15 protein-coding genes, 5 tRNA genes and 1 riboswitch are annotated in these 14,595 nt (G+C 58.6%); of the genes, 6 read left to right on the top strand and 14 right to left on the bottom strand.

From position 1 onward, the window contains the following. Nucleotides 1–96 (top strand): integrase core domain-containing protein (locus tag KKQ10_RS26810; protein ID WP_139315762.1); only part of this gene is annotated, 96 nt, incomplete at its 5' end. 52 nt (nucleotides 97–148) lie between these two features. On the opposite strand, the gene KKQ10_RS26805 is transcribed toward KKQ10_RS26810, so the two are convergent. Further along, nucleotides 149–225 (bottom strand) — tRNA-Arg (locus KKQ10_RS26805). A gap of 294 nt (nucleotides 226–519) precedes the next feature. On the opposite strand from KKQ10_RS26805, the gene KKQ10_RS26800 reads away from it, so the two are divergent. Together KKQ10_RS26800 and KKQ10_RS26795 are read left to right on the top strand one after the other, a co-directional pair. Further along, a complete protein-coding gene (locus KKQ10_RS26800; RefSeq protein WP_215502814.1) occupies nucleotides 520–750 on the top strand; it encodes a hypothetical protein in 231 nt (76 codons plus the stop codon). A 20-nt stretch (nucleotides 751–770) separates the two neighbouring features. Further along, complete coding sequence (locus KKQ10_RS26795; RefSeq protein ID WP_127651362.1) at nucleotides 771–950, top strand: PA3371 family protein; 180 nt, start codon at nucleotides 771–773, stop codon at nucleotides 948–950. On the opposite strand, the gene phnN is transcribed toward KKQ10_RS26795, so the two are convergent. Beyond that, complete coding sequence (phnN, locus tag KKQ10_RS26790) at nucleotides 925–1,494, bottom strand: phosphonate metabolism protein/1,5-bisphosphokinase (PRPP-forming) PhnN (protein ID WP_215502813.1); 570 nt, start codon at nucleotides 1,492–1,494, stop codon at nucleotides 925–927. The genes KKQ10_RS26795 and phnN overlap by 26 nt on opposite strands. A gap of 388 nt (nucleotides 1,495–1,882) precedes the next feature. Between phnN and KKQ10_RS26785 the strand changes: the two genes are divergently transcribed. Beyond that, nucleotides 1,883–2,209 carry an Arc family DNA-binding protein gene (locus KKQ10_RS26785; protein WP_003178899.1) on the top strand — a complete coding sequence of 109 codons (327 nt, stop codon included), beginning with the start codon at nucleotides 1,883–1,885 and terminating at the stop codon, nucleotides 2,207–2,209. A gap of 121 nt (nucleotides 2,210–2,330) precedes the next feature. Here the strand turns inward: KKQ10_RS26785 and mgtE are convergent, their stop codons facing one another. Further along, nucleotides 2,331–3,773: a magnesium transporter gene (gene mgtE / locus KKQ10_RS26780; protein ID WP_215502812.1), complete on the bottom strand. Its 1,443-nt coding sequence runs from the start codon at nucleotides 3,771–3,773 to the stop codon at nucleotides 2,331–2,333. Between the two features lie 321 nt (nucleotides 3,774–4,094). Here mgtE and KKQ10_RS26775 point away from each other — a divergent pair, with 321 nt between their 5' ends. Further along, the gene (locus tag KKQ10_RS26775) at nucleotides 4,095–4,613 is read left to right on the top strand and encodes a cell envelope protein SmpA (protein WP_215502811.1); all 519 of its coding nucleotides are present in this window, start codon (nucleotides 4,095–4,097) and stop codon (nucleotides 4,611–4,613) included. Between the two features lie 19 nt (nucleotides 4,614–4,632). Here the strand turns inward: KKQ10_RS26775 and KKQ10_RS26770 are convergent. The 8 genes from KKQ10_RS26770 to ltaE form a co-directional block, all read right to left on the bottom strand. Then, a tRNA-Arg gene (locus tag KKQ10_RS26770) sits at nucleotides 4,633–4,709 on the bottom strand. Between the two features lie 71 nt (nucleotides 4,710–4,780). Beyond that, nucleotides 4,781–4,857 (bottom strand) — tRNA-Arg (locus KKQ10_RS26765). A 71-nt stretch (nucleotides 4,858–4,928) separates the two neighbouring features. After that, nucleotides 4,929–5,005, bottom strand: a tRNA-Arg gene (locus KKQ10_RS26760). Nucleotides 5,006–5,112: 107 nt separating this feature from the next. Then, nucleotides 5,113–5,203: transfer RNA gene (locus KKQ10_RS26755), tRNA-Ser, on the bottom strand. Between the two features lie 62 nt (nucleotides 5,204–5,265). Continuing rightward, nucleotides 5,266–5,454 (bottom strand): carbon storage regulator CsrA, encoded by a 189-nt coding sequence (gene csrA / locus KKQ10_RS26750; protein ID WP_002554426.1) that lies wholly within the window; start codon nucleotides 5,452–5,454, stop codon nucleotides 5,266–5,268. A gap of 188 nt (nucleotides 5,455–5,642) precedes the next feature. Then, entirely contained in the window at nucleotides 5,643–6,884 is a 1,242-nt protein-coding gene (locus tag KKQ10_RS26745; RefSeq protein ID WP_127651358.1) for an aspartate kinase, read from the bottom strand. Nucleotides 6,885–6,974: 90 nt separating this feature from the next. Further along, nucleotides 6,975–9,593, bottom strand: a complete 2,619-nt coding sequence (alaS, locus tag KKQ10_RS26740) for an alanine--tRNA ligase (protein WP_215502810.1) — start codon at nucleotides 9,591–9,593, stop codon at nucleotides 6,975–6,977. Nucleotides 9,594–9,739: 146 nt separating this feature from the next. Then, the gene (gene ltaE, locus KKQ10_RS26735) at nucleotides 9,740–10,744 is read right to left on the bottom strand and encodes a low-specificity L-threonine aldolase (RefSeq protein WP_215502809.1); all 1,005 of its coding nucleotides are present in this window, start codon (nucleotides 10,742–10,744) and stop codon (nucleotides 9,740–9,742) included. 199 nt (nucleotides 10,745–10,943) lie between these two features. Next, nucleotides 10,944–11,115, top strand: a riboswitch (FMN riboswitch). Nucleotides 11,116–11,216: 101 nt separating this feature from the next. Between ltaE and KKQ10_RS26730 the strand changes: the two genes are divergently transcribed. Continuing rightward, nucleotides 11,217–11,726: a 6,7-dimethyl-8-ribityllumazine synthase gene (locus KKQ10_RS26730; RefSeq protein WP_215502808.1), complete on the top strand. Its 510-nt coding sequence runs from the start codon at nucleotides 11,217–11,219 to the stop codon at nucleotides 11,724–11,726. Between the two features lie 127 nt (nucleotides 11,727–11,853). Here the strand turns inward: KKQ10_RS26730 and astE are convergent, their stop codons facing one another. Genes astE through astB form a run of 3 tightly spaced genes read right to left on the bottom strand, consistent with a single transcriptional unit; the run spans nucleotide 11,854 to nucleotide 14,568 of the window. Next, nucleotides 11,854–12,864 (bottom strand): succinylglutamate desuccinylase, encoded by a 1,011-nt coding sequence (gene astE, locus KKQ10_RS26725; RefSeq protein WP_215502807.1) that lies wholly within the window; start codon nucleotides 12,862–12,864, stop codon nucleotides 11,854–11,856. Between the two features lie 12 nt (nucleotides 12,865–12,876). Continuing rightward, nucleotides 12,877–13,164 (bottom strand): hypothetical protein, encoded by a 288-nt coding sequence (locus KKQ10_RS26720; RefSeq protein WP_007963090.1) that lies wholly within the window; start codon nucleotides 13,162–13,164, stop codon nucleotides 12,877–12,879. A 57-nt stretch (nucleotides 13,165–13,221) separates the two neighbouring features. Beyond that, on the bottom strand, nucleotides 13,222–14,568 hold the full coding sequence (astB, locus tag KKQ10_RS26715; RefSeq protein ID WP_215502806.1) for an N-succinylarginine dihydrolase: 1,347 nt from the start codon (nucleotides 14,566–14,568) through the stop codon (nucleotides 13,222–13,224). Nucleotides 14,569–14,595 lie beyond the last annotated feature (27 nt).

Here is a 14,595-nt window from a genome sequence, read left to right as displayed (position 1 = left end):
ATGGTGCGAGAGGCCGTCACGATCTACAACCAGGAGCGGCCGCACCTCTCTTTAAAATACAAAACGCCCGATGCGGTGCATCGGGCGTTAGGGTGAAACAGGTGTAAACCTATTTCAGGACTAGACACCTTGGCGCGGTTCTGAATGATGGTGTCCCAGGGCAGGTTCGAACTGCCAACCTTCCCCTTAGGAGGGGGATGCTCTATCCAATTGAGCTACTGAGACACTGAGTTGTCACGGCCGGACACGGCGCGACGGACGGCGTGCATGTTAACGGCCAGCCCTTGATTTGTCATGTCGTCCGTGGGCTTTTTAAGTGTAGGCAGGCGCCTTGCTATGCTGCGGGATCATTTACCGTGCAATTTGCACTCCCCCAAAAAGCCATCATTGCAGATTGCAATCCGCGACTTGGGAAAAACCCTTCCAAATGCTTGTTTTTAAAGGACTTCACAGCGGTTAGACTGTTGGCACGACGGCTGCTTTGTCTGTTTCCATAACAGAACAAACGGAGTTCGCCCCATGAACAGCACGCTCTTGCTTGCAAACGCAATCGCCCTGGCGGTTTTGGTGGGCTTTCATTTTGCCCCAGAGGGTGCTGAACCGGTGGCCCAGCGCATGCCGCATTACCTGCAGGTGCAGAAGGCGCCGCAGTGGGCGGTACTGAGCGATCACAGCGACTTCGCTGCACAGGCAGTCAGTGAGCCTGAGCAAGCACTGCCGACGCGCGCTACCGAACGTCTGGTTTTTTGAAATATCTTCAGGAGTACAGCATGTCCAAATCAGCCGCAGGATTTCTGATCCTCGCCTTATTGAGTGGCGTTGTGCATTTTTCGCTGTTCGAGGAAACCGAAGCCACCCTGCCCCTGATTGGTTGCGGCGTGTTTGCTGTGTTGTTTGTGCTGGCGCTGGTGGCCGGGCGCAAGATCAAGTTCGATCCGGTGCTGCGTTAAGCCGAATCAATGCCAGCAGTTGGTTGACCGCGTCCTGCAGGGCGCCCGAGTTGTCGATCAGGTACACGGGCAAATCACTGGACCTGCGGTCCCTGAACAACGCATTGCGCGCCAGCCTGGCGTCGATTTGCTCAGGCGTCTCTCGGCCACGCCCGAGCAGGCGTTCACGCAACACCTCATCCTTGACCGTCAGCAGAAACGGCAGCAGCGTCGGATAGCGTTCCTGTGCCTGACGCAGGTTGGCGCGCGAACCGTTCACCAGCACATGCCGTCCGGCGCTCAACCGTTCGTCGATTTCTGACGGGATGCCATAGGCGAGGCCATTGGCCTGCCAGGCCAGGGCAAAATCGCCTGCGCGTTGACGTCGATCGAACTCTTCGAGCGTGACGCCGATGGCATCTTCACCGACCGATTCCGCTGATCGAGTGATCACCCGGCGGATGATTTCGCAGTTCAGCGCCCGCAATGGCTCACGCGCAGCCTCGATCAGGCTGTCCTTGCCCGAACCGGAAGGCCCCATCAGATAAATAAGCCTGCCATCCATCCTGAAAACGCCCTCCAACGGGTGTTTGCCCTAGTAAATCGGCAAATTGCCACTATCCTGTACAGGTAAGGAACAAGGATTGAAAGCCGCATAGCATGCACGTTCTGAGGTCTTTGGACATCAACAGATGTGCATCAGGAAGCGGGCAGTGATGCGGGCCGAGGCAAAGTTTTCAAACCAGTCCGCATTTCTGATAATTGGTGCTGGCATTACGCCTTTACCCAGCTCAATATTTGTCACAGAATTGACGCCAATGATCTGGCAATTTTGAGGCATGATGCGGGCCTCTTAACAATTCAGGTTGAACCATTTGGCGCGGATGCTTGTCCTACCACACATCCTGCGGCCAATCCCGAGAACCGCTCCCCTGAACTAACCGGTTAAATATATGCGCCCATTGAAACAGGCAATTTATTCCAGCCGTACGGCTGACAAGTTCGTCGTACGTCTGCCAGACGGAATGCGTGAACGCATTGCCGAGGTGGCTCGCAATCATCATCGCAGCATGAACTCCGAGATCATTGCGCGCCTTGAGCAGAGTCTTATTCAGGAAGGCGCACTGGGCGAAGAGTTGAGCATGCGCCTGGACAGCCCGGAGCTCTCGCTGCACGAGCGTGAGCTGCTGCAACGCTTCCGTCAGCTGTCTCACCGTCAACAGAACGCTCTGGTGTCGCTGATCGCTCACGACGCCGAGATGGCCGCAGACGCGTCCTGAGCTACACCGAACATCTCAAGCCAGCCTACATGCTGGCTTTTTTTTCGCCTGAAATCTGACCTGCGCTTTTTTGCAGGCACAAAAAAGCCCGCCAATCGGCGGGCTTTTGCATTGCAGCGAATCAGAGCAGGAAGATCGTCGCCAGCCCCAGGAAGATGAAGAAGCCGCCGCTGTCGGTCATGGCCGTGATCATTACACTGGCGCCCATCGCCGGGTCACGCCCCATCTTCGCCAGCGTCATCGGGATCAACACCCCCATCAGCGCCGCGAGCAGCAGGTTGAGGGTCATCGCCGCCGTCATCACCACACCCAGCGACCAACTGCCATAGAGCAGGTAAGCGACCACACCGATCACCCCGCCCCAGACCAGACCGTTGATCAATCCCACCGCCAGCTCCTTGCGCATCAGGCGCGAGGTATTGCCGGTGCTGACCTGGTCAAGCGCCATGGCGCGCACGATCATGGTGATCGTCTGGTTACCGGAGTTACCGCCGATACCCGCCACGATCGGCATCAGCGCTGCCAGCGCCACCAGTTTCTCGATCGAACCTTCGAACAGGCCGATCACCCGCGAAGCGACAAACGCGGTGATCAGGTTGATTGCCAGCCACGCCCAACGGTTACGCAGGGATTTCCAGACCGAGGCGAAGATGTCTTCTTCTTCGCGCAGACCGGCCATGTTGAGGACTTCGCTTTCGCTCTCCTCACGAATCAGGTCGACCATTTCGTCGATGGTCAGACGGCCGATCAGCTTGCCGTTCTTGTCGACCACCGGGGCCGAGATCAAGTCGTAACGTTCGAACGCTTGAGCAGCGTCATAGGCGTCTTCGTCCGGGTGAAAACTCACCGGATCGCTGGCCATGACTTCAGCAACCTGTTTTTCGGGATCGTTGACCAGCAAACGCTTGATCGGCAGCACGCCCTTGAGCACGCCGTCGTAATCGACCACGAACAGTTTGTCGGTGTGGCCCGGCAGCTCTTTGAGACGACGCAGGTAACGCAGAACCACTTCGAGGCTGACGTCCTCACGGATGGTCACCATCTCGAAGTCCATCAGCGCACCGACCTGCTCCTCGTCATAGGACAAGGCCGAGCGCACACGCTCGCGTTGCTGCTGATCGAGCGTCTCCATCAGCTCATGGACGACGTCTCGCGGCAGCTCGGAGGCCAGGTCAGCAAGTTCGTCGGCATCCATGTCCTTGGCAGCAGCCAGGAGCTCGTGATCGTCCATGTCGGCGATCAGCGTTTCCCGAACGGAATCGGATACTTCGAGAAGAATGTCGCCGTCGCGATCAGCCTTGACCAGTTGCCAGAGCGTCAGACGGTCGTCCAGCGGCAGGGCTTCAAGAATGTAAGCAACGTCAGCGGAGTGCAGATCATCGAGTTTGCGTTGCAGCTCGACGAGATTCTGCCGGTGAACCAGGTTCTCGACCCGGTCGTGATGCGCGCCTTCCTGGCGATGAGTCAGGTCTTCGACGACCTTTTGGCGCTGCAGCAGCTCAACGACCTGAGCCAGACGATCCTGCAGGCTTTCCTGTGTTTTCTTTACTTCGATTTCGGACATAGGCGAACTCCACTCCCAGCAGCGGGGCACGCCGGAAGGATCAATCAGTCAATTCATGATTGGTGAAACGGGTTACTGAGTAACTACTGGGTAAGTCCATGGAGGTTTTCCATAAGCCCCGGCGGGGCTGACGGGCGCAATGATACACCGGCTGACGGTTTTAAACGTTAAAAAATCGCGGCCGAAACAAGCGCTTGCGAAACAAACCTGAGCGCTGTCCTGATCCTTGCAAATGCGACGACTTATCCTGAAAAGAAAACACACCGCCGGTGAAAAATGTAGCGACTACCCTTGAGCGTAGACCGTCATGGAGGACGTCAAATGCGCTCTGGAATATCCCGCCTTGTACTCGCCACCCTGCTCTGCCTGCCGCCCACAGGAGCCGCCAGCACCCTTCACCGCTGCGAAGCGCCCGATGGCCGCATCACCTTCACCAGCCTGAGCTGTGCGAGCGATGAGCAGCTTTCCGTGCAGCAGGTTCACCCCTACTCGCCCGGCTCCGTCGTGCCGATCATGCCGGAACACAACCACGAAGAAATATCCGGTATGACAATCAGGGGACGTGAACCGGGCATTGTTGGTCGCATGGAGGACAAGTGCGGAAACCTGATCGATGCCCGGCAGCGCCGTGAAGCGATCATCAATCAACGGGTGATTGCCGGCATGAGCCAACGGGATGTTGAAAGCGCTCTTGGCAAACCGGACAAAGTGAATATTCGTACATCGACGACGAGCTATCGCTACGACCTGAAACGAGGCCGCAGCGCTCAAGTCGATTTTGATGAGAGAGGATGCGTGAAAGGAAAAACCAAATCGCAGACAGCAAAAAGCCCGCGTTAAACGCGGGCTTTTCGGTATATGGTGCACTCGACAGGATTCGAACCTGTGACCGCTCGGTTCGTAGCCGAGTACTCTATCCAGCTGAGCTACGAGTGCATTTGTGTTTTTAAACCAGACCACAACTGGCTGAAGCCAAGTTACCTGCATTGCTGCAACTAACTCTTAAATGGTGCACTCGACAGGATTCGAACCTGTGACCGCTCGGTTCGTAGCCGAGTACTCTATCCAGCTGAGCTACGAGTGCATTTGTGTTTTTAAACCAGACCACAACTGGTTGAAGCCGAGTTACCTGCATTGCTGCAAGCTTCTCTTAAATGGTGCACTCGACAGGATTCGAACCTGTGACCGCTCGGTTCGTAGCCGAGTACTCTATCCAGCTGAGCTACGAGTGCATTTGTTGCGCCGCATTATAGCCCGTCTAATCTCTATTCCAACCACTTTTTCTAATAAATTCAACAACTTACAGAAAAAGCCAGATTACAACGTACTAAGCAAATAATGGCGGAGAACGGGGGATTCGAACCCCCGACACCCTTTTGAGGTGTACTCCCTTAGCAGGGGAGCGCCTTCGGCCACTCGGCCAGCTCTCCGCAACACGGGGCGTATATTAACCACCTTCTTCCCCGTTTGCAAACATAAAAATCGATAAAAATTAATGGCTTGGTTCTTCGTCCTTCTCTTTCTTTATACGCAGGTAAATTTCCTCACGGTGCACGGCAACCTCTTTCGGGGCGTTGACACCGATACGCACTTGGTTTCCTTTAACGCCGAGCACGGTCACGGTGATTTCGCCATCACCGATAATCAGGCTTTCTGCGCACCGACGAGTCAGAATCAGCATACCTTTCTCCTCACGCATTTCATTTCAGGGACAACAGTCTGCAAAAAAAAGGCACCCGACCTACAACCGGAGCGATCGTAGCCCTACATGCCTGAGTATTGACCAGCGCGAGCAAAAGAACAGTTCAGGGGCTCACGCCATTCAAAAAATAAAGGGCGCGGTCAGACCGCGCCCTTCAGGTGACCGGATTACTCGCCCTGACGGGCTGGCGCGTCCAGTTCGAAAGCCGTGTGCAGGGCGCGCACAGCCAGTTCCAGGTACTTCTCTTCAATCACCACGGAAACCTTGATTTCCGAAGTCGAGATCATCTGGATGTTGATGCTTTCTTTCGCCAGGGATTCGAACATGCGGCTGGCCACACCTGCGTGGGAGCGCATGCCGACGCCAACGATCGAGACCTTGGCAATCTTGGTGTCGCCCACCACTTCCCGGGCACCGATCTCGCGAGCGGTGTTTTCCAGCACGGTCTGTGCGGACTGGTAGTCGTTGCGGTGCACGGTGAAGGTGAAGTCGGTGGTGTTATCGTGCGCAACGTTCTGCACGATCATGTCGACTTCGATGTTCGCGGCACTGATCGGGCCGAGAATCTTGAACGCCACGCCCGGGGTGTCTGGCACGCCACGGATGGTCAGCTTGGCTTCATCGCGGTTGAAAGCGATGCCGGAAATGATCGGCTGTTCCATGGTTTCCTCTTCATCAATAGTAATGAGGGTACCCGGACCCTCCTTGAAGCTGTGCAGTACGCGCAGCGGAACGTTGTACTTGCCGGCGAATTCCACCGCGCGGATCTGCAACACCTTGGAACCGAGGCTGGCCATTTCCAGCATCTCTTCGAAGGTGATCTTGTCCAGACGCTGAGCAACCGGCACCACACGCGGGTCAGTGGTGTAGACACCATCGACGTCGGTGTAGATCTGGCACTCATCAGCCTTCAATGCAGCCGCCAGTGCCACGCCCGTGGTGTCGGAACCGCCACGACCGAGGGTGGTGATGTTGCCGTGCTCGTCGACGCCCTGGAAACCGGCGACAACGACCACGCGACCTGCTTTCAGATCACCGCGAATCTTCTGGTCATCAATCTGCAAGATACGCGCTTTATTGTGCGCACTGTCCGTCAGGATCCGCACCTGATTACCGGTGTACGACACCGCTGGCACACCGCGCTTGATCAGCGCCATGGCCAACAGGGCAATCGTCACCTGTTCACCGGTAGAAACGATCACGTCCAGTTCACGCGGAACCGGTTGCACGTCGCCACTGATTTGCTTGGCCAGATCGATCAGACGGTTGGTTTCGCCGCTCATTGCAGACAGCACAACCACCAGGTCATCGCCGGCATCGCGGAATTTCTTAACCTTGTCGGCGACCTGCTCGATTCTCTCGACAGTGCCGACCGAGGTGCCTCCAAATTTCTGTACGATCAAAGCCATTTCAAAGCCGCCTCTGCCCATGAAGGGCGCCCAATAATCACTCGAACAGCCGTCGGACCCGCCACTAGACTACGGGCCCGACGGGCCGTCTTATAAACCCTGCTCGACGAATGGAACGGTCAGCGCCAGCGCGCCATCCAGTGCGCCGGCGTCGACACCGCCGCCCTGCGCCATGTCCGGACGACCACCGCCCTTCCCGCCCACTGCCGCAGCAGCCTGTTTCATCAAATCACCGGCTTTGAGTTGGCCAGTCAGGTCCTTGGTTACACCGGCAACCAGTACGACCTTTTCCTCATGGACACTGCCGAGCAGGATCACTGCGCGGCCGAGTTTGTTTTTCAGTTGATCGACCAGCGCCAGCAGCGCCTTGCCGTCCTGACCATCCAGACGTGCGGCCAGAACCTTCACGCCTTTGACGTCCACTGCCGAGTTCGACAGATCGTCGCCCGCAGCGCTGGCAGCCTTGGCTTGCAACTGCTCGAGTTGCTTTTCCAGCGCGCGGTTGCGCTCCAGCACTGCCGACAGCTTGTCGATCAGGTTGTCGCGGCTGCCCTTGACCAGAGTGGCCGCTTCCTTGAGTTGTTCTTCAGCGGCGTTCAAGTAGGCCAGTGCCGCAGCACCGGTGACAGCCTCGATACGACGCACGCCCGATGCCACACCGCCTTCGCTGATAATTTTCAGCAGGCCGATGTCGCCGGTACGGTTGGCGTGGATACCACCGCACAGCTCGACAGAGAAATCGCCGCCCATGCTCAGCACGCGCACGTTGTCGCCGTACTTCTCGCCGAACAGCGCCATCGCACCTTTCTGCTTGGCGGTTTCGATGTCGGTTTCTTCGGTTTCAACCGCAGAGTTCTTGCGGATCTCGGCGTTGACGATGTCTTCCAGCGCCTTGATTTGCTCAGGCTTGATCGCTTCAAAGTGGCTGAAGTCAAAGCGCAGACGCTGACTGTCGACCAACGAGCCTTTCTGTTGAACGTGCTCGCCCAACACCTGACGCAATGCGGCGTGCAGCAAGTGCGTGGCGGAGTGGTTCAGCGAGGTCGCGTGACGCACCTCGGCATCGACGTGGGTTTCCACTGGTGCGCCGATGGTCAGGCTGCCCGAATCCAGCACGCCGTGGTGCAGGAACGCGCCGCCGGTCTTGGTGGTGTCACGAACGTCGAAACGCGCGTTACCCGCCTGAAGGAAACCGCAGTCGCCAATCTGGCCGCCGGATTCAGCGTAGAACGGCGTCTGATTCAGAACGATCACCGCCTCTTCGCCTTCACTCAAGACGTCGACCGACTGGCCATCTTTATAGATAGCGACAATTTTTGCCGAACCGCGGGTGTCGGTGTAGCCGGTGAACTCGGTGGCCACATCAACCTTGACCAGCGTGTTGTAGTCCAGACCGAACGAGCTGGCCGAACGCGCACGAACACGCTGGGCTTCCATTTCACGTTCGAAGCCGACTTCATCGACGGTCAGGCCGCGCTCGCGAGCGATGTCAGCCGTCAGGTCCATCGGGAAACCGTAGGTGTCGTAGAGTTTGAACACCACGTCGCCCGGCACCACGGTGCCTTTGAGTTCCAGCAGATCCTGCTCGAGAATCTTCAGGCCGTGCTCCAGGGTCTTGGAGAACTGCTCTTCTTCGGCCTTGAGTACGCGCTCGATGTTGCTCTGCTGCGTCTTCAGTTCCGGGAAGGCTTCGCCCATCTCGGCGACCAGCGCAGCGACGATCTTGTAGAAGAAGCTGCCGGTGGCGCCCAGTTTGTTGCCGTGACGGCAGGCGCGACGAATGATGCGGCGCAGCACGTAGCCGCGACCTTCGTTGGACGGCAGCACGCCGTCGGCAATCAGGAAACCGCACGAACGGATGTGGTCGGACACCACTTTCAGCGACGACTGATCACCATTTTCGCAGCCGATGGCTTCGGCCGAGGCTTTGAGCAGATTCTTGAACAGGTCGATGTCGTAGTTGGAATTGACGTGCTGCATCACCGCACTGATCCGTTCCAGGCCCATGCCGGTATCCACCGACGGCGCTGGCAACGGATGCAACACGCCATCGGCGGTGCGGTTGAACTGCATGAACACGTTGTTCCAGATCTCGATGTAACGGTCGCCGTCTTCTTCCGGCGAACCCGGTGGGCCGCCCCAGATGTGGTCGCCGTGATCGTAGAAAATCTCGGTGCACGGGCCGCACGGGCCGGTATCGCCCATGGTCCAGAAGTTGTCGGACGCGTAAGGCGCGCCTTTGTTGTCGCCGATGCGGATCATGCGCTCGACCGGCACGCCGATTTCTTTGGTCCAGATGTCATACGCTTCATCGTCGGAGGCGTAGACGGTGACCCAGAGTTTTTCCTTCGGCAGTTTCAGAACACCGGTCAGGAAGGTCCAGGCGAAAGTAATCGCGTCGTGCTTGAAATAGTCACCGAAACTGAAGTTACCGAGCATTTCGAAGAAAGTGTGGTGACGAGCGGTATAACCGACGTTTTCCAGGTCGCTGTTCTTGCCACCGGCACGCACGCATTTCTGGCTGCTGGTTGCGCGGGTGTACGCGCGCTTTTCCTGGCCCAGGAAGCAGTCCTTGAACTGGTTCATCCCCGCGTTGGTGAACAGCAGGGTTGGGTCGTTGCCCGGAATCAAAGAGCTGGAGGCTACACGGGTGTGGCCTTGCTCTTCGAAGAAGCGAAGGAAGGCTTCACGGATTTCTGCGCTTTTCATTAGGTTCTTCCACGGAGGCTGCGGCCAAAGGCCTGTTCGAAACGTCAACAGACGAAGCGACGGCAAAGGGCCGCATTATATCGGCCCTGCGCGCGGGGTACAGCGTGTTTATACGATAGAAACGGTCAATTGGACGGCTAACGCTATCACTTGCGCGAAAACTCGACGAATGTCGCGATCACTTGCTCGATTTGCGAGCGATTGACATCCATGTGCGTGACCATGCGCAAGCGCGCCGCAGCGCTCAACGTGATCCCGCGCTCGGCGGCAAACGCCTTGAGCGCTTCGGCCTGTTCGCCCATTTGCACGTAAACCATGTTGGTCTGCACCGGCTCGACGCTGAACCCGGCCTCGCGCAAGCCTTCGGCCAGAAACTGCGCGTTGGCATGGTCATCCGCCAGGCGTTGAACGTTGTGCTCCAGCGCGTACAGCCCCGCCGCCGCCAGCAATCCGGCCTGACGCATGCCGCCGCCGACCATCTTGCGCAGGCGGCGCGCTTTGCCGATCAGTTCAGCCGAGCCGCACAGCACCGAGCCCACTGGCGCGCCGAGGCCCTTGGACAGGCACACCGAGACCGAATCGAAATGCCGGGTGATTTCCCGGGCATCCACCCCGAGCTTGACCGCCGCGTTGTACAGGCGCGCGCCGTCCAGGTGCAGCGCCAGGCCATGATCCTGAGTGAATTTGCGCGCCCGGGCCAGGTACTCCAGCGGCAGCACCTTGCCCTGCATGGTGTTTTCCAGCGCCAGCAGACGCGTGCGGGCGAAGTGGAAATCGTCCGGTTTGATCGCTGCGGCCACCTGATCCAGATCCAGCGAGCCGTCGGCCTGCACGTCCAGCGGCTGCGGCTGGATCGAGCCGAGCACCGCTGCGCCACCACCCTCGTACTTGTATGTGTGCGCCTGCTGGCCGACGATGTATTCGTCGCCGCGCTCGCAATGCGCCATCAGGCCCAACAGGTTGCTCATGGTACCGGTCGGCACGAACAGCGCTGCGGAAAAACCCAGACGTTTTGCCAGTTCCGCTTCCAGACGATTGACCGTCGGATCTTCGCCATACACATCATCACCGGTGGCGGCGCCAGTCATGGCATCCAGCATGGCGGGGGTCGGTTGGGTGACGGTGTCGCTGCGAAGATCGATAACGCTCATGAACCTGGCCTCAAAGTCAGCAGGGGAAATCCCTTTACGAAGGTGAATTACTGCGGTCATCGCGCAGATTAATCAACCCTTGGCGCAGGAAAACGCCACACGAGCCTTCAAAAAAACCGATGACAATCATCACAAAGGCGCAATGCACCGCTCGCCAATCTGTGATAAAAACGCTGCGCCGCCCGAGAAAGGGCGGCAAAAACGTTCTCAGGGCGGGGTGCAATTCCCCACCGGCGGTAATTGCGCGCAACGCGCATAGCCCGCGAGCGCTTGGCGACGGACACGGCATTGGCGGTGCACTTCGGCAAGGTCAGCAGACCCGGTGTGATTCCGGGGCCGACGGTCATAGTCCGGATGAAGAGAGAACGGGATTGACACCAAAGGGCCGCCCGCGCGCTTGTGTGCTCGTGCGTACCCTCGAATCCCTTTCGATTCATAACGCCCTGTTTTTCACACAAACAGGAGTCAGAACATGCAACCCACCGCTATCGACAGCAAAACCAAACACCCACACGGCGAGCGCGTCGCGTTCATCCAGGCCTGCTGGCACAAGGAAATCGTCGACCAGAGCCGCAAAGGCTTCGTCGCCGAAATGCTTGCCCAGGGTTATCAGGAATCGGACATCGATTTCTTCGAAGTCGGCGGCGCCTTTGAAATGCCCCTGCACGCCAAGTTGCTGGCCAAGACCGGTCGTTATGCCGGCATCGTTGCGGCTGCTCTGGTCGTGGACGGCGGCATCTACCGTCACGAGTTCGTCGCCCAATCGGTGGTCAGCGGCCTGATGCAGGTGCAGCTGGAAACGGAAGTACCGGTGTTCTCGGTGTCTCTGACCCCGCATCACTTCCACGCCGGTGAAGAGCACCAGAAGTTCTTCTTCGAGCACTTCGTGCACAAGGGTCAGGAAGCGGCCAGAACTTGCGCCGATACGTTGCAAAAGGTTCGTGCGCTGCGCCGCAGTGAGCCGCGTGCACTCGCCGTCTGACCACAACGCTCCCTGTAGGAGCTGTCGAGTGAAACGAGGCTGCGATCTTTTGATCGTCTAAAAACAAGATCAAAAGATCGCAGCCTTCGGCAGCTCCTACAGGATTTTGTGTCAGGCCAAAATTGCGTCAGGCGAGATTTTCGTCGCCGCTTGGCACGATCAGAATGCCCGCGCGCAAGCCATTCTTGACCTTCGGATTAGGGAAGATGATCCGAGCGCCCTCTTCCTCGATGACCCAGCGAGTATTGGCCAGATCTTCGGCCAGCAGATAACCCACGTCTAATTCAGAAAAGTTCTCGATGTCCGCCGGCAGGTTCAGGCGGAACGCATCGCTGTGCTTGATGATCTCCCGCGCCACGCTGAACAGCTGCAAACCGTCCAGGCCTTCCTCGGCCAGATCAGGCTCATTGCCTTCGATGATCTGCTTCAGCCGGGTTTCCAGCAGCGAGACGTTAACCCCTTCGTTCTGCCCGAATGGCCGCGCCTTGCCCAGTTCCAGGGTGAAAGACTCGGCACCGAGTTTGTCGTAGGTGTACGAGCTGAACACGATCGATGGCTTGTTCTGCAGCAAGACCGCTTCCATGCCGGCGGCACGCAGGCGCGCCAGTTCGCGACGCGAATGCTGGCGACCTTCCTTCCACGGGTACAGAGCGAACTGCTCGATCTTCGAGCCACGAATCGCCGTGTGCAGGTCGTAGTGCAGACGCTGACGGTCCGCCAGACTGAAGAAGCTCGCTGCCAGTCGCTCCAGCTCACAGGCGCGGATGGCTTCAGAGCCGCTGGTTTGTTCATGACGGCCGTTGAACAGCCGATTGACGTCCTGCTCGACGAAGCGCTCGCCCTTGCGAATCGCCTCGGGGTTGCCGAACAGGAACAGAATGCGTGCGCGCGGCTTCAGATCGCCGCGAGCGATGTCATGCAGCAACCGATCAAGCAACTCGATCGGCGCTGTTTCATTGCCGTGGATACCTGCCGACAGCAGCAGGTCCAGGCCATTGTCACGCGCTTCGGGCGGCCGGACTTCCAGCGCCCCCTCGCTCAACCAGCGCATGCGCACGCCTTCGACAGTCAGTTGAGTCTTCTCCGCCGGTTCGCGGCCGGCGAGGGTCAGTTCAAGCAGTTTGCCGAGGGCGAGCATAGCGCGGTTTCCTTAGTGATCGTGGTTGCAATCCGGGCCGTGCACATGGTCTTCGTCGCCGACCTCAGCCGGCTCCATTTCCAGTTGCAGGCTGACCAGATTCGTTGCCAATGGGCGCAGCAGCAGGTTGGCGTACTCTTCGTCACCCTCCTCGACGTCCACGCCGATCAGCAGCTGGCCACGGCCGTCCTGCTGGATCCACAGCTCTTTGCCTTGCCACATGACCGCGACGCGGGTGCACGAGGTTTGCAGTTGCGTGCCGTCGGTGTCTTCAAGGATCAGCTGCAGGGAATCGCTCATGTTTTTACTCTCTTGGGGAGACAAGCCGCGCGCCGCGTTCAGGCGGCGCGCCGGCCATCAATTGATCTGGAATGGATAAACCGAGCCCAGTTTAAGGATTTGCGTCAGTTCATCCAGTGCCGTCCGGCATTCAAGCAGCAACTTCGGGTCCGCCAGATCGTTTTCGCTCAGGCGGTCGCGGTAGTGCTTTTCAACCCATGCGGTCAACGAACCGTACAACGGTGCGGTCATGATAACCCCTGGGTTGACGGCCGCCAGCTCGGTTTCGTTAAGCGCGACGCGCAGTCGCAGGCACGCCGGGCCACCGCCGTTCTGCATGCTTTGCTTGAGGTCGAAGACTTTCACTTCGCGGATCAGGCCGCCGGAACTGGTCAGGCCTTGCAGGTAGTTCCACACGCGCTCGTTGGCCTGGCACTCTTGCGGCACGATCAACAGCATCGAGCCGTCAGGACGCGACAGCAACTGGCTGTTGAACAGGTAGGAGCGCACCGCGTCGTCCACGGTGACCGCCGAACGCGGCACGCAGATCGACTGGAACTTGCCGCCGACCCTGGCCAGCTTGCCTTGCAGCTCAGCCAGCATCTGCTCGGTGTCGAGGAACGCATCCTCGTGATAGAACAGCGCCTCGCCGTTACCCACCGCGATCACGTCGTTGTGGAACACACCCTGATCGATCACCGCCGGGTTCTGCTGGGCGTAAACCACGCCCTCGTCACGCAGACCGTGCAGACGCGCAACGGCTTGCGAGGCTTCCAGAGTCTGGCGCGCCGGGTACTTCTGCGGCGCCGGGTAACGGGTGTCGAACGCACTGCGCCCGAACACGAAAAACTCGACACCGGCCTCGCCGTACTCACGGCAGAAACGCGTGTGGTTGGCCGCACCTTCGTCACCGAACTGTGCCACTGCCGGCAATGCGGCGTGGTGGGCGAAGTGCTGTTGATCAGCGAACATTGCCCCCAGTACACGGCTGGTGGTCGGGTGTTCGATGCTGCGGTGGTATTTGCAGTTGAGGTTGGCGGCGGTGAAATGCACGCGACCGTCAGCGGTGTCGGCACTCGGGCTGACGGTGGCAGCGTTGGCTACCCACATGCTTGACGCCGAGCAACTGGCAACCAGCAGCGGCATGGCTTCCTTGGCGGCGCGCTCGATCACTTGCGCGTCGGTGCCACTGAAACCCAGACGGCGCAACGCGGCCACGTCCGGACGTTCCTGCGGCGCCAGTACGCCTTGCTGAAAGCCCATTTCCATCAGCGCTTTCATTTTCGCCAGGCCTTGCAGCGCCGCTTCCTTCGGGTTCGAGGATTGCTGGCTGTTGCTCTGGGACGCAACGTTGCCGTAGGACAGACCACCGTAGTTATGGGTCGGCCCCACTAGACCGTCAAAATTGACTTCATAGGATTTCATCAGCGAGGCTCCACGAGAATCTGTTGT

The sequence above is a fragment of the Pseudomonas sp. MG-9 genome (assembly GCF_018729515.1).
Taxonomy (GTDB): domain Bacteria; phylum Pseudomonadota; class Gammaproteobacteria; order Pseudomonadales; family Pseudomonadaceae; genus Aquipseudomonas; species Aquipseudomonas serboccidentalis.
Note: the sequence above shows the minus strand (reverse complement) of the source record. Positions and strands in the feature narration are given on the sequence as shown.

Bases quoted from the DNA above. Each gene is read 5' to 3' on its own strand.
- KKQ10_RS26720 (WP_007963090.1), bottom strand. From the start codon at position 13,164: ATGAGCGATTCCCTGCAGCTGATCCTTGAAGACACCGACGGCACGCAA.
- ltaE (WP_215502809.1), bottom strand. From the start codon at position 10,744: ATGAGCGTTATCGATCTTCGCAGCGACACCGTCACCCAACCGACCCCC.
- phnN (WP_215502813.1), bottom strand. From the start codon at position 1,494: ATGGATGGCAGGCTTATTTATCTGATGGGGCCTTCCGGTTCGGGCAAG.
- alaS (WP_215502810.1), bottom strand. From the start codon at position 9,593: ATGAAAAGCGCAGAAATCCGTGAAGCCTTCCTTCGCTTCTTCGAAGAG.
- astB (WP_215502806.1), bottom strand. From the start codon at position 14,568: ATGAAATCCTATGAAGTCAATTTTGACGGTCTAGTGGGGCCGACCCAT.
- KKQ10_RS26785 (WP_003178899.1), top strand. From the start codon at position 1,883: ATGCGCCCATTGAAACAGGCAATTTATTCCAGCCGTACGGCTGACAAG.
- KKQ10_RS26795 (WP_127651362.1), top strand. From the start codon at position 771: ATGTCCAAATCAGCCGCAGGATTTCTGATCCTCGCCTTATTGAGTGGC.
- astE (WP_215502807.1), bottom strand. From the start codon at position 12,864: ATGCTCGCCCTCGGCAAACTGCTTGAACTGACCCTCGCCGGCCGCGAA.
- mgtE (WP_215502812.1), bottom strand. From the start codon at position 3,773: ATGTCCGAAATCGAAGTAAAGAAAACACAGGAAAGCCTGCAGGATCGT.
- KKQ10_RS26775 (WP_215502811.1), top strand. From the start codon at position 4,095: ATGCGCTCTGGAATATCCCGCCTTGTACTCGCCACCCTGCTCTGCCTG.
- KKQ10_RS26745 (WP_127651358.1), bottom strand. From the start codon at position 6,884: ATGGCTTTGATCGTACAGAAATTTGGAGGCACCTCGGTCGGCACTGTC.
- KKQ10_RS26800 (WP_215502814.1), top strand. From the start codon at position 520: ATGAACAGCACGCTCTTGCTTGCAAACGCAATCGCCCTGGCGGTTTTG.
- csrA (WP_002554426.1), bottom strand. From the start codon at position 5,454: ATGCTGATTCTGACTCGTCGGTGCGCAGAAAGCCTGATTATCGGTGAT.
- KKQ10_RS26730 (WP_215502808.1), top strand. From the start codon at position 11,217: ATGCAACCCACCGCTATCGACAGCAAAACCAAACACCCACACGGCGAG.